The 14,075-nt window shown below is 56.5% G+C and carries 11 protein-coding genes; 6 read left to right on the forward strand and 5 right to left on the reverse strand.

Annotated elements, in window-relative coordinates:
• Window positions 1-115: 115 nt before the first annotated feature.
• From ACS4RS_RS31755 to ACS4RS_RS31770, 4 genes are all read left to right on the forward strand, one after another.
• Window positions 116-1,117, forward strand: a complete 1,002-nt coding sequence (locus ACS4RS_RS31755) for an ABC transporter substrate-binding protein (protein WP_439012189.1) — start codon at window positions 116-118, stop codon at window positions 1,115-1,117.
• A 110-nt stretch (window positions 1,118-1,227) separates the two neighbouring features.
• Entirely contained in the window at window positions 1,228-2,115 is an 888-nt protein-coding gene (locus ACS4RS_RS31760) for an ABC transporter permease subunit (protein WP_439012190.1), read from the forward strand.
• Complete coding sequence (locus ACS4RS_RS31765; protein ID WP_439012191.1) at window positions 2,108-3,154, forward strand: betaine/proline/choline family ABC transporter ATP-binding protein; 1,047 nt, start codon at window positions 2,108-2,110, stop codon at window positions 3,152-3,154. Before ACS4RS_RS31760 ends, ACS4RS_RS31765 begins: the two co-directional genes overlap by 8 nt.
• A 70-nt stretch (window positions 3,155-3,224) precedes the next feature.
• The gene (locus ACS4RS_RS31770; protein WP_439012192.1) at window positions 3,225-3,614 is read left to right on the forward strand and encodes a tautomerase family protein; all 390 of its coding nucleotides are present in this window, start codon (window positions 3,225-3,227) and stop codon (window positions 3,612-3,614) included.
• Window positions 3,615-4,508: 894 nt separating this feature from the next.
• Here ACS4RS_RS31770 and ACS4RS_RS31775 read toward each other — a convergent pair.
• The 5 genes from ACS4RS_RS31775 to ACS4RS_RS31795 all read right to left on the reverse strand — a co-directional run bounded on the left by ACS4RS_RS31775 (window position 4,509) and on the right by ACS4RS_RS31795 (window position 11,519).
• Complete coding sequence (locus ACS4RS_RS31775; RefSeq protein ID WP_439012193.1) at window positions 4,509-6,338, reverse strand: dipeptide ABC transporter ATP-binding protein; 1,830 nt, start codon at window positions 6,336-6,338, stop codon at window positions 4,509-4,511.
• The gene (locus ACS4RS_RS31780) at window positions 6,338-7,261 is read right to left on the reverse strand and encodes an ABC transporter permease subunit (RefSeq protein ID WP_439012194.1); all 924 of its coding nucleotides are present in this window, start codon (window positions 7,259-7,261) and stop codon (window positions 6,338-6,340) included. The genes ACS4RS_RS31775 and ACS4RS_RS31780 overlap by 1 nt, the downstream gene beginning before the upstream one ends.
• Window positions 7,261-8,241, reverse strand: coding sequence for an ABC transporter permease subunit (locus ACS4RS_RS31785; RefSeq protein WP_439012195.1), 981 nt, complete (start codon window positions 8,239-8,241; stop codon window positions 7,261-7,263). The genes ACS4RS_RS31780 and ACS4RS_RS31785 overlap by 1 nt, the downstream gene beginning before the upstream one ends.
• A gap of 83 nt (window positions 8,242-8,324) precedes the next feature.
• Window positions 8,325-9,713 (reverse strand): MmgE/PrpD family protein, encoded by a 1,389-nt coding sequence (locus ACS4RS_RS31790; RefSeq protein WP_439012196.1) that lies wholly within the window; start codon window positions 9,711-9,713, stop codon window positions 8,325-8,327.
• A gap of 210 nt (window positions 9,714-9,923) precedes the next feature.
• On the reverse strand, window positions 9,924-11,519 hold the full coding sequence (locus ACS4RS_RS31795) for an ABC transporter substrate-binding protein (RefSeq protein ID WP_439012197.1): 1,596 nt from the start codon (window positions 11,517-11,519) through the stop codon (window positions 9,924-9,926).
• A gap of 193 nt (window positions 11,520-11,712) precedes the next feature.
• Here ACS4RS_RS31795 and ACS4RS_RS31800 point away from each other — a divergent pair, with 193 nt between their 5' ends.
• Both ACS4RS_RS31800 and ACS4RS_RS31805 read left to right on the forward strand, forming a co-directional pair.
• Window positions 11,713-12,606, forward strand: a complete 894-nt coding sequence (locus tag ACS4RS_RS31800) for a LysR substrate-binding domain-containing protein (protein ID WP_439012198.1) — start codon at window positions 11,713-11,715, stop codon at window positions 12,604-12,606.
• A gap of 201 nt (window positions 12,607-12,807) precedes the next feature.
• On the forward strand, window positions 12,808-13,968 hold the full coding sequence (locus ACS4RS_RS31805; protein WP_439012199.1) for an amidohydrolase: 1,161 nt from the start codon (window positions 12,808-12,810) through the stop codon (window positions 13,966-13,968).
• The last annotated feature ends 107 nt before the right edge of the window (window positions 13,969-14,075 follow it).

Consider the following 14,075-nt stretch of genomic DNA (forward strand, 5'->3'; position numbering starts at 1 on the left):
GAGTGCAGTAACGTTTTGGCTTTCTGAGGAGGCGGCCAAAACGCAAGTCAGGCTGTTGGCGACCGCGGTGGGCCAGCAGATGAAATCACATCTACATCGCATTGGGAGGAAAACTATGAAGTATCTGTTCAACTCAACGTTCATTGCTGTGGGTATGTTTGCAATGGCAAACTCCGCCTCGGCTGCCGATTGTGGCGAGGTCACAATCGCCAGTATGAACTGGCAGTCGGCCGAAGTTCTTGCCAGTCTCGACAAGTTCATCCTGACCGAAGGATACGGTTGCGATGTCGCGATCATCCAGGGCGACACCGTTCCCACCATTACATCGATGACCGAGAAGGCTCAGCCCGATATTGCACCGGAAGGCTGGGTCGACCTGCTGCCGGATGTCGTAAATGCCGGGCTTGCCGATGGCAAGCTCCTCGAGGCTTCAACGGTCCTGTCTGATGGTGCCGTTCAGGGATGGTGGATTCCAAAATATATCGCCGATGCCCACCCGGACATCAAGACGATCGACGATGTTCTCAAGCATCCAGAGCTCTTCCCCGATTCCGAGAATTCGTCCAAGGGCACGATTTACAACGGACCCCAAGGCTGGGGCGGGACGGTAGTTTCAGCACAACTCTACAAGGCTTTCGAAGCAGAGAAGGCCGGCTTTACGCTCTCCGATACCGGATCTGCCGCCGGTCTCGATGGCTCGATCGCCAAGGCCTATGAACGCAAGCAGGGCTGGGTCGGTTATTACTGGGCTCCGACCGCGCTGCTCGGCAAATACGACATGGTAAAGGTCCAGCACGGGGTTTCCTTCGACAAGGCGGAATGGAAACGATGCAATACCGTGGCCGATTGCGCCGATCCGAAGAAGAACGACTGGCCGAAGGATACCGTCAAAACGCTTGTCACGAAGAGCTTTTCCGAACGCGCCGATGGTCCAATCATGGACTATCTCAATCACCGGGCGTGGAGCAACGAGACGGTCAACAAACTGATGGCATGGATGACCGACAATCAGGCAAACGGAGATGACGGCGCAAAACATTTCCTCGAAGAGAACCCGGACCTGTGGACCAAATGGGTTTCTCCGGATGCCGCCGAAAGGATCAAGGCAGCGCTCTGACCTGAAACGGGATTTTGTGGTGACCGCGGCGCGCTGGAGAATAGCGCCGCGGGACGCCTGTCATGATGACGAACACGTTTCGTGGTCCAGCCTGTTGAGGAGGAACGATTTTGGACTGGCTATTCAACTTCCCGCATATGGACGATGAGAGGCTTCGTGCGCTCAAGAAAGCAATTGACGAAGCATTTCGGACTTTTACGAGAGGATATGGCGATGGGCTTGAAGCGTTTTTCCAGCCCCTGCAATTTTTTCTGATCCAGTCCGAACGTTTTATGACCCACACGCCGTGGCCGGTGATCATTACGATGATTGCGGTGATTGCCTGGCTGGCAAGCCGAAACTGGAAGATTGTTGCCGGGTCGATCGGTACGCTACTCCTGATCGGCTACCTCGATATGTGGGACGATACCATGAAGACGATCTCCATGATCTTCGTCTGTACCGTCATGTCGATTGCCGTCGGTATCCCGCTCCTGATTTTGATGTCACGCTCGAACCGCGTTCAAAACGTGATCAACCCGGTACTCGACGTCATGCAGACCATGCCCAGTTTCGTCTACCTCATTCCGGTCGTCATGCTACTCGGGATCGGCAAGGTTCCGGGTCTGATCGCCGTCGTGATCTATGCGATCCCGCCGATGATACGCCTTACCAATCTCGGCATTCGGCTGGTCGACAAGGATGTGCTGGAAGCAGCGGATGCTTTCGGTTCGTCGAGTTGGCAAAAGTTGAGAAACGTTCAACTGCCGCTTGCCCTGCCGACGATCATGGCGGGTATCAACCAAACCATCATGATGGCGTTGGCCATGGTGGTCATCGCTTCGATGATCGGTGTTCAGGGTCTTGGCCAGCCTGTGCTGAAGGCAATCGCCAACCAGTACTTCACACTCGGCATTTTCAACGGCCTCGCGATCGTCGGGATCGCGATCATCTTCGATCGGGTCAGTCAGGCCTATGGTCATCGTCTGCAGAAGCATCGGGAGATCGTCCATGGGTAACCTGAAAATTGGCGGTTTCGGCATCGAAATCAAACGCCTTTACAAGATCTTCGGCCCGAATGGCGCTGCGTGTGTCAATCTTGTCGAGCAAGGCGTTACCAAAACCGAGCTGAACAGCAAGCATGGCCATGTTTTGGGGCTGCGAGATATCAATATCTCGATGCCTGCCGGTGGTATCCAAGTGATCATGGGGCTTTCCGGATCGGGGAAATCGACCCTTATCCGTCACATCAACCGGCTGATTGATCCGACTTCCGGCGAGGTGCTGATCGATGGCAAGGATGTCGTCCAGATGAACCAAGCGGATCTCAGGGAGTTCCGGCGTCACAAAACCGCTATGGTGTTCCAGAAGTTTGCACTTCTCCCTCACAGAACCGTTCTTGAAAACACGGTTTATGGCCTGGAAATTCAAGGTATTCCAAGAGGCCGTCAGACCGATTGTGCCATGCGCTGGATCGAACGGGTTGGTCTGAAGGGTTTCGAGAGCAAATATCCCAATCAACTCTCTGGTGGCATGCAGCAGCGTGTGGGTCTGGCACGGGCTTTGGCAAACGATGCGCCGATTCTACTGATGGACGAAGCATTTTCAGCCCTTGATCCGCTTATTCGTGTCGATATGCAATCGGTGCTTCTCGATCTTCAAAAGGAGATCAAAAAAACCATCGTGTTCATTACGCATGACCTCGACGAGGCGCTGCGCCTTGGTGACAATATCGCCATTTTACGGGATGGGGAGGTGGTACAGCAAGGAACGAGCCAGGAAATCGTCATGCGTCCGGCCGACGATTACATCGCGAGTTTTGTCAAAGAGGTAAATCGCGGGCGGGTGATCCACGTCGATGCGGTCATGTCGCCAGTTCAACCTGAAATATCATCGGCGGTGAGTGTGCAAACCGGCACAAGTCTTGAAGATGCCGCTCGGTTGATGATGAGAAGCGGCCGGGATGCCGTTGCTGTCGCCGATCCGGCAGGCGCGCTTGTCGGCAGCATTAGCCTACGACAGCTGACTTCCGCCATAGTGGCAGCAACTGCCAACTGAAAAGAGCCTCTCTCTCATAAGCTGCGATGATTTCAAACAGTGAGAGCTCATTCATTGAGGGGTGTACTACATGCCATTGTTGAAATTCAATTTGATACGGGGGCGCTCATCCGAGGAAATCGCAAATCTCCTCGATGCCGCTCACGACGCAATGGTCGAGGCATTCAACGTGCCTGATCGTGATAGATATCAGATTGTCAATGAACATGACCGCAGCCACTTCATTGCCTCTGACACCGGCCTTGGTATCGATCGATCAGATAAATTCGTTCTCATCGAGATCGTGTCCAGACCTCGGACACGATTGGAGAAAGAAGATATCTATAGCGGCTTATGCAGGGAGTTGGCGGTAAAGTGCAATATGGCCAGTTCCGATATCATGATTACATTCGTAGCAAATACGGATGAGGATTGGTCATTCGGCCACGGAAGGGCACAATTTCTCATCGGCGAACTCTAGCCAGCAGGCGTACGGGCGAGATCACGCTTCTTCAAAGGCCCAGCGAACTTGAGGTTGAGGCCAGCCGTCAGATAAGTGGAACGGTACACAGGTCCGTTGATAGTCCTCTTACAGGGTTTTCCTTTCATCGGCGGTTCTGGGGGTACTGTCATGACGCGGTACCAAGTCGAAGATTATCTCATGCGATGTCATTATACTTAAGAAGATATGCCGGAGAAGTTCCATAAATACCTGTTATCCCACGCATTGGGACAACGGGTCCGCGGTTTGATTCCGTCAAGGCGTTGGATCATAGCCGGTGCGCACCACGTTCAGACGAGAACCCGACCGTAATTCCAGGAGGGAGGAGCTCAGGTCGCACTGCATGCACCGGTTTTAACATGCGGGGAAACGCTGATGCCGACGATTGCTGCCAGCGAGAGAACGCTGTCTTCCATCGGCCGGCTGGTCGAGATTCGCGAGCAAGTGCGCCCGGTTAAAGGATAACGAGCAGCTACCTGGAGGTCTCTATTTACCGGTGGCGTTGTGTTGGTAGGTCAGTAAAGCTGATTTCCCTATTGATGAAGCCTCTCATCGCTGATCTCGACGGCGGCGCGCACTTTCGAACGTCGTCCATTGGCCCGCGACACCGCTTCCGGCATGGGTCTGCCCTTCGGCTTCCTTTGATGGATGTCAGACCCCACGCCATTGTCCTGCAGCTATTCCTCATCGGTCCTCGAGGCGATATGCGCTGTCGGCCCCAGACCGTCGATGCCGTATTGTCCTTGGCGACGAAATTCCTGAGGCGGGCCGATGTAACCAGCGCTCATCACACCTCGTTTAGTGATATAGGATCCGCCTTATGCTCACTGTCTTTGAAACCTATGTTTCTCCACGGCAAAGATCCGAATGCGCTCAAATTTGAACAAAATGCCCCGGGGAGACCTCCTCATATTGGCGCTGCGGCACAACGAAATCGACCGGGCGTACCGGGCTTTTGATTTCTTCGTTGGAAACGCCGCGGCGGGCTGTTCGTCGATCCGGGTCGGCGACCGGAACGGCGGCGATGAGCTTTTGCGTGTAGGGGTGCTGCGGATTTTCGAAGATTGCCGCACGCGGGCCGATTTCCACGATCTCTCCCAGATACATGACAGCAACCCGGTGGCTGACGCGCTCGACCACCGCCATGTCGTGAGAGATGAACAGGTAGGCCAGCCCCATGCTCTGCTGCAAATCGAGCATCAGATTGATGACCTGCGCCTTCACCGAGACATCAAGCGCGGAGACGGATTCGTCTGCAACAATGAGCTTGGGATCGAGGATCAGAGCACGGGCAATGCTGATGCGCTGACGCTGTCCGCCGGAAAATTCGTGCGGATAACGGTTTGCCATATCGGCGCGAAGGCCCACGCGCTCCAGCAGATTGGTCACCTTTTCACGTGCCTGCCTGCGGTTGCCCAACTTGTGCACGAGGAAAGGTTCGGCAATCGCCTCACCGATCGTCATGCGGGAATTGAGGCTGGATACGGGATCCTGGAAAATCATCTGCATGCGCTTGCGCATATCGCGAAGCTGCGATTTCCCAAGTTTCGCCATATCGGTATCGCCCACCATCACAGATCCAGCAGTTGGTTCGATGAGACGCATGACCGAGCGGCCGGTAGTGGATTTACCACAGCCGGACTCGCCCACCAGAGAAAGCGTTTCGCCTTCACGAAGATCGAAAGAGACATTCTCGACCGCGTGAACGCGGCCCGTCAAACCGCCGAACGAGCCGCCATGAATATCGAACCTTTTCACGAGGTTCTTGACGCGCAGCAGAGGCTGCGGCGCCTTACTCACGGTATCGGGCGTTTCGGGAAGCGCGGCCATTTCCCCGGTCTTCTTGTTGACGATGGGAAAGCGCATCGGCAGTTTGCGCGCGCCCATTTCGCCAAGCCGTGGCACTGCGGATAGAAGCGCTTTCGTGTAAGGATGCTTCGATGCGTTGAAGATCTGCGAGGTTGTTCCTTGCTCCACTGCATCGCCCAGATACATGACGACGGTCCGATCCGCAATTTCAGCCACGACACCCATGTCGTGGGTGATGAACATCACCGCCATTCCCTCCTCGTCCTGCAACTCCTTGATGAGTTCGAGGATCTGGGCCTGAATGGTCACATCCAGCGCCGTCGTCGGCTCATCGGCAATCAGGAGCTTCGGCTTGCAGGCAAGCGCGATGGCAATCATCACGCGCTGGCGCATACCACCGGAAAACTGATGCGCATATTCGTCCAGACGCTTTTCAGCCGAGGGAATGCGTACCTTTTCAAGCAGCCGGATAGCCTCGCGGCGCGCTTCCTCACGCGAGATATTGCGGTGCTGACGCAATGTCTCGATCATATGGAAACCGACCGTGTAAACGGGATTGAGACTTGTTTCCTGAAAGATCATGGCAATCTCGTTGCCTCTGATCCGGCGCATTTCTTCACTGGAAAGCGCCAGAAGATTACGGCCCTCGAAATTGACAGCACCTTCGATGCGGCTGGTCGACTGTGGCAGAAGCCGCATGATCGACATGGCCGTAACGCTCTTGCCCGAACCCGATTCACCGACCACGGCCACGGTTTCTCCGCGGCCGATATCGAACGAGATATTTCGAACCACAGGGTTCCATGAACCGTTGACGAGAAACGACGTCTTCAGCCCTTCGACGGATACCAAAGGCTTGTTTTCCAGAATTTTAAGCTGTGCCTGAGCGGACATTATGCACGGCCTTTCGGATTGAATACGTCACGAAGCTGATCGCCGACGAGATTGATGGCAACAATGGTGATCAAAAGCGCGATACCGGGATAGAAGCTCATCCAGTACTGGCCCGACAGCATGTACTGATAGCCGTTCGAAATCAGCAGGCCGAGGCTTGGCTCGGTAACGGGCACGCCGAGGCCGAGGAACGACAGCGTCGCTTCGAGCGCGATGGCGCGAGCGATCTGCACCGTAGCGATCACGATCAGCGGCGGCAGGCAGTTGGGCAGCAGGTGGCGGAAAATGATCCGGTAAACCGGCACGCCCAAGCACGACGCGGCTTCAATATATTCGCGGCGGCTTTCCACCAGCGCGGTGCCGCGCGCGGTGCGCGCATAGGTCGCCCACTCCACGATGATCAGCGCAAGCACCACGTTGCCGACGCCCTTGCCGAGAAAAGCAAGGAGCATCAGTGCAACGAGAATAGAGGGGAACGAAAGCTGTAAATCGACGATGCGCATGATAGCGCTTTCGGTACGCCCACCGGCATATGCCGCGAACAGGCCAAGGGAAGCCCCGACGAGTGCGGCAACGAGGGCCGAAACGACACCGATCATCAACGATATGCGCAGACCGTACATGATGCCGGACAGCATGTCGCGCCCCTGATCGTCGGAACCCAGCAGATAGGTATACCCACCGCTCGTCGAGAGCGTTCCGGGAGGCATCAGTCCGTCCATGATGTCGAGCTGCATCAGATCATAGGGGTTCTGCGGCGCGATCAGCGGCGAAAAAACGGCGATGAGGACGATGACGGCCAGAATGGCGAGAGCCGTCATGGCAATGGTGGATTTGCGGAAATCACGGGCAAAGCGCTTCCACGGCTGGTCGGCGGCAGCAATGATGACCGGACCTGTTTCGGGCTCGTAAACGGTAGACATTATGCGCTTCCTTTCGCGCTGAGACGCACACGCGGATCAAGGAGCGTGTAGATAAGATCGACGACGAGGTTGATGCACACGAAGACGAGAACAATCATCATCAGGTACGCAACCATGATTGGACGATCGAGAACATTGATGCTGTCGATGATCAGCTTGCCCATGCCGGGCCAGGCGAAGATGCTTTCCGTTACCACCGAGAATGCGATGACCGAGCCAAATTCCAGGCCGATGACGGTGACAACCGGGATCATGATGTTCTTGAGTACATGCACACCGACGACGCGCTTTTCGCTCAAGCCCCGTGCACGGGCATAACGGATGTAATCCTGCGGCAACACTTCATGCACGCCAGCACGGGTCAGTCGCATGACGAGAGCAGTCTTGAATAGCGAAAGATTGAGCGCGGGCAGCAACAAATGGCGCAGGCCATCCATCGTCAGGAACGACCAGCCAATACCAAAAACTTCGACAGTATCACCACGACCGCTCGACGGCAGCCAGCCGAGCTGCACGGAGAAAAGCATGATAAGCATCAGGCCGATCCAGAAGGTCGGAAGCGAAAAGCCGACGATGCTGCCAGCCATCAAGGTTTTTGCCAGCCAGCCTTCCGAACGCAACCCGGCGTAAAGGCCGAGCGGAATGCCAATCGCCACTGAAATGATCATGGCGCTGATCGCCAGTTCCAGCGTTGCGGGCAATCGATGGAGAATGACCTGCAATGCTGGCTGGTTATAGACGTAGCTATTGCCGAGGTCGCCTTGCAGCGCTCCTTTCACAAACTCGAAATACTGAACGTAGAGCGGTTGATCCAGCCCCAGGGACTGGATGGCGCGCAACCGTTCTGCCTGATCGGCATCCGGCGGAATGAGAATATCGACCGGGTTGCCGATGACATTGACGCCAATGAAAACGATGACTGTCATGGCGAACATCACAAGGATCGCCTGAAACAACCGTCTGCTGAGCCAAAGGAACATAAGCGTTCACCTCCGTTGTTGGCGCGGCTCTCTTTGGGAGCCGTTCAAATTCAAACCGCGGTGGCCATGCGGTTGCGTTGCGGTTAAGCCCTTCCTTTAGGCTCGTAACTCAGCGCGGCCATGAGCTCGTCCGCCGATCCGTTTGGGTTGGCCAGGATCGCTTTGGCCGCGGCCAGGGTGCCATCGGGGGCCAAGGCCATGCACGACATGATCTTTGAGTTCAGTTCTTCGTGCGTGAGCGCATTGAGGCCGAGCGTGCCCCGGGGCCAGAGCATGTCTCTGGCGAAGCTGCGCCCGTCGGTTAGGTGGATGACCACTTTGTGCGCCAGCCGATTGGTCATCCTCTCGGCCTCCCAGTCTTCCAAGAGGGTCATCGACACTAGGCGCGCCAGCGCCCGCGTTGGTGCATCCGCCAGCGCCTGTTCCGTGAAATCGTCTGGGGTGAGCTGCTGGTGGCTGCCGCGTAGCGCGCGAGCCACCGCCCAGTTCATAGAGAACTGGGCTTCCTTGGGTGTATTGGGGTCGGGGTATTTCAAGTTCACCGTGTTGGTCATGCCGACAAACGTTTCAACGCGGGTCACCATATCGACGGAGAAGTCGTGCTCCAGCAGCAGGTCGTGCACCGCGTCCACTGCGCGATGGGTGCTGCCGCAATTGGCGTGCCACTTGATTGCCAGCCCTGAACCGCTGATGGCAGTCGATGCACCGTCCGCGGGCAGGTCTATGATTGTCCAATCCGGAGGCTGTGCTCCGCCGTACAACTCGCCGAAGCCATCCTTCTTTTCGAGGATCGTACTGCTGGCCTGGAGACCAGCCTGAGCCAGATAGACCGCGTTGACGGCGCCCTGCGCCGCCACACCGGCATGGAACGGCTTTGCCTCCGTGCCGAACTGGCCTTTCGGGCCTGCAGCCATGGATGCCGCGAGGGCCAAGGCGTTGACGCAAGCCTCCGGGCTGAGGCGCAGCAGACGGGCGCAAGCGGCCGTCGCTCCGAAGATCCCGATGGACTCCGTGGAGTGCCAGCCCTTGTTGACGTGGGCCAGCCCCATGGCGATGCCGATCTGGGTGTTGACCTCCACCCCCACGATGAGGGCGTCCAGCAGATCGCGGCTCGTCGCGTTTCGTCCCTGGCAGATAGCCAGGAGTGCGGGTACGGTCCCGACCGCTGCATGCAAACCCGCACCGTAGTGCATTTCGTCCAGTTCTTCCCAGTGCCCCCAGGTTCCCATGACCAAAGCTGCGGCCTCGTTGCTGGCGGTGTGGGGCGTGCCGACGATGCGGGCAGGGCCGCGTCCCTGGTAGGGCTTGAGCACTTTGGCTGTTTGGCGCAAGGAGCCGCCGCTTGCGATACATGCGATGGTGTCGATCAGGAGTTGGCCCGCAGCGACCAGATCGCCGGGTCGCCATTGACCCGAGGTCGAGGCAACCCAGTGACCTAAGGCTTCAGTCGCCCCGGCGTTCTTTTGCGACAAGTGGGGTCTCCTTTTTGTGCTTCGCTTTACTTGATGTGTAATAGCTACCCGGTGCAGCTTCTAACGCCGCGATGAGGATCGTTGCGGGCGTCGCCGGTGGAGCTTGATGGGCCGCTATTGCCGCATGCAATTGGACAAACAGTGACTTTACCGCGTTGCCACCGCTTAATCTTCGGCAGCAACGCGGTGGGTAGCCGTAAGCCTGGAGCCCTAGACGCGCTTGGCACCCGCGACCGAGATGAACTGGTCGGATCGTGGGGTGTACTGAATGGTCTTCTTGGCACCGACCACGACACCTTCGCGATGGAGCGGGAGGATCGCCTTGTCCTCAAAAGCAATCTTGCACGTCTCGGCAAGTATGGCATAACGCTCGGCATTGTCCTTTGCCGCCGCCGCTCTTTCGAGGTTTTCATCGACGACCGGATTCGAATAGCGGCCAGGGTTGGACCCGCCAACTCCTTTTTCAGCATTCTTTGTGGCGATAGTAGCCGACAAGGGGTTCGACGTCTCCCCTGTATTGGTTCCCCAAGAGGACAGGGATACACTGAACTCGGCGCTGTTGTTGCGCCCCGAGTAGACGGACCACGGCATCACCTCCACGGTCGACGCGATACCGATGCGGGAAAACATTTGCGCTACCGCCTGAACGATCTTTGCATCGTTGATGTAGCGGTCGTTCGGACCATGAAGCGTCAATTGGAAGCCATCAGGATATCCGGCTTCCGCAAGCAAAGCGCGCGCCGCTTCGGTATCGTAGTGGTCGGATTCAATATCCGGCGACGTCCCCGGCTGCCCGACCGGCAAAAATTGCGATGCGACCTCCGCCTCGCCAGCCATTACCTGCTTGACGATCGCTTCGCGGTTGATCGCCAGCGAAAGGGCCTTGCGCACTCGTTGGTCTTTAAAGGGGTTTGACGCAAGCGGTTTACCGGCCTTGTCCTTGACGAAGGGGGATATCTCGCTGTGCTGGTCCATTGCCAGATAGATAAGTCGACCTGACATGCCGCGGATGACTTGAAGGTTCGGCGACGCTTCCACACGTTTAGTCCCGGTTTGGGGCAAGTCCTCCACGAGGTCGTAGTCGCCTGACAGCAAAGCCGCGACGCGTGCCGCATCGTCGGACACGATCTTCATTTCAACACGCTCGAAGTCCGGCTTGGAACCCCAGTAGCTATCGTTCCGGACAAGGTTTATGTGGTCGCCCGGCACGTAGTCAGCTATTGTGAACGGGCCGGTGCCGATAGCGGCCGATCCATTGTTGAACTCGGCTGTCGTGGCGTTCCTGAACTTAGCCTTGATGATCCCGATCCGGCTGAGCGAGTTTGGGAGCAGTGGATCCCGGTGCTTGGTTTCGATGAGCAACTTGTTGCCGTTGGGCGTGATCGACTTGATCGAGCGTGTGTAGATCTGGAAGTTGCCGGGGGTCGAAATGCTCGACACACGCTCGATCGAGGCGACGATATCTTCACCGGTTAGCGACGATCCATCGCTGAACTTGGCATCCTGCCGAAGGTCAAACTCCCAATGGGTGGCATCAACTTCCCGCCACGAACTGGCGAGACCAGCGATGGACCTAACCATCTCGTCCGTCAGTACGAGTGGATCGAAAAGGTGTCGCGCTAGCGCGTTGTTGGGGATTGCGTTGTAGAGATGCGGGTCGAGCGACGTGGGAGGACCCGATAGGGCAATCCGAAGCCTTGAACCCTGAGCGAATGCCGTACGGGCGGTGCCTAGCAGTGGAAGCGCGGCCGCAGCTCCCAAGCCGTATTTCAGTATTGCGCGACGGTTAAAATTCAATTCTTGCATTCTGGTTCTCCTTTGGATTGGCAAGAACGGCTTCGTCGTGTGTGCTCCTCTTCTGGAAGCTATCGCACTCGCTTGAATTCCGTTCTCGCGGTCGGTTTTTGTTCCCTGTCCATTGATACCAATTCCAATGAAGTGCTACAATTATCAAGTTTCGCAGAACCCGTTGCCATTTTGGCAATGTACGGAGATAACGATGCAACCCATTACTATGAAGTACGTCCTGGCCGTAGCGCGATATGGATCAATTGCCGAAGCCGCTTCTCGGCTGAACGTTGCCGGGTCAGCAATCAGCCGTCAGATCGTAAAGATGGAAGAGCAGCTTGGTGTCGAGCTGTTTGAAAGGCGCTCTCGCGGCATGGTTCCGAGCGCGGCGGGTGAAATTTTCGTAGCCCATGCCCGGAGATCGGAATTGGAAGCAGCTCGTACTATCCACGAAATCAATGAGTTGCGTGGGCCCCATCGAGGGCATGTGCGGATAGCGAGCTTTGACGGCTTTGCCCTTGATCCGTTGCCGAGCCTAATGACCGAGTTTCGGAGCGTTCATCCGCAAGTGACTTTTGATCTGTGGCTGGGCGATTCGTTCGAGATTTCGCGGCAAGTAAAGGATGGTGAAACGGATATCGGAGTGATTTTCAATCATCCAGCACCACGTGGTGTCGAGGTCGTACATGTCAGCCGCCGACATGTAAGCATCGTCGTTCCGATGAAGCATCCGCTTGCAACACGATCAAGTGTGTCGTTGAAGGACGTAGCACGATATCCCCTCGCTCTACCGAACAAGTCGAGAACACAGCGGCAGATGATTGACACCGCTTTTGCAATGCATGGCATCTCTATTGAGCCGGTTCTCTCAGCAAATTCGGTCTCGGCCATGAGGCAGTTTGCGAAAAGCTCCGGGGCCATCGTGTTGAGTTCATCTCGGAAGGAAGACGAGGCCTATGCCGAAGGGCTGATGGTCGTACCTATCCATGACGACGGGATCACGCAATCGGTGATTCACGTCATTGTCATGGAAAGGCGAACGCTTCCCTCCGCGGCCCGGGAATTTCTTGAGGTCGTAGTCAGTGCCCTTCGGAGCGGAGACTGATAGCTCCTCATCTTCGGTGTCAGCTCTTTCATTTCTCTTCGGCGCCGGAAGATTATGCCTCATTTTGTTTAAGGAGGTTGACCACGATTGCGTTAAGTTGCCAATTTGGCAATGATGGGTACGATTATTGATAATTGTGGCATCTGTTCCTGCAAACTACCATGGAGACCAACACGGATCGGACAGAGGGTTTCAGGAAACATGGTTCCAGTATTTTCGAAGGCGTCTATCGACGAGGCTGCGGAGACAAGGCGGCATCTGCACGCCAATCCTGAGTTACGCTACGAAGAGTTTGGGACTGCTAATTTGGTGGCCCGCCGGCTTCGGACACTCGGCTATGACGTGACCGAAGGAATCGCCACGACAGGGGTCGTCGGCGTCTTGGATACTGGTCGGCCTGGGCCTACCATAGCGTTCCGCGCTGATATGGATGCACTGCCGATCGAGGAGCAGACGGGGCTTCCTTATGCGTCGCGAAACAGTGGAAAGATGCATGCATGCGGGCATGACGGCCACACGGCCAGCTTGCTATTGGCTGCCCGCAAACTCGCCGAGGAGCACGACCATCTCACCGGTCGGGTCAAGCTGCTGTTTCAGCCTGCGGAGGAGGGTGGACTCGGAGCGGTCGCCATGATCGCCGGAGGCGCCCTCGAAGGCGTTGAAGGCATATATGGCTTCCACAATCGGCCTAGCTTTCCACTTGGCCGCGTTTTCGCCAAATCGGGTCCTGCGATGGGGGGCAGCACGCGCTATGAAGTCACTGTGACCGGCCATGGTGGACATGCGGCACGCCCGGACTTGGCAATCGATCCAATCTTCGTTGGGTCGGCGGTCGTGCAGGGGTTGCAAAGCCTGATCTCGAGGCGATTGTCGCCTCTTGAGTCCGGTGTGCTGACGGTGACCGGTTTTGAAGGCAACGGCGACGGAAATGTTATACCGTCTGCCGTCAAGCTCAAGATAAGCTTGCGCGACGGCTCGCCTGACGTTTTTGTGCTGCTCGATCGCGAGATGAGGCAAGTAATCGCGAATATCTGCGCGGCCCACGGTGCCCGAGCCGAGGTAAGGCAAACTATGCGAATCCCAACAGTGGTAAACGACGCAGCAGAAACCGATATGGTTGTGCGGATTGCTATTGACACTTTTGGCAAGGATCGCGCTGGGAGTATCGAGGTGCTTCCGACAATGGGCGCCGAGGACTTCGCGTTTTATCTCGAACAAGTTCCAGGGTGCTTCTTTTTTGTCGGCAACGGCGAGGACAGCGCCTATCTGCACGATCCAAAGTATGATTTCCGTGATGATATCTTGCCGATCGCCGGCGGCATGTTTGTCGCGATCGCTGCCAGTCGGCTTCAAGCAGCCTAGACGGAAGAGAGCAGTTGGGCCAGTTAGAGATGCGACAGTCTCGCCTCTCGACGTTCTGGTCAATGCCAATGTTGGGAGCAAGGATGACGACCTTCAGCCTGGTCGAG

It is taken from the genome of Rhizobium sp. F40D2 (assembly GCF_051810745.2).
Taxonomy (GTDB): Bacteria; Pseudomonadota; Alphaproteobacteria; order Rhizobiales; family Rhizobiaceae; genus Rhizobium.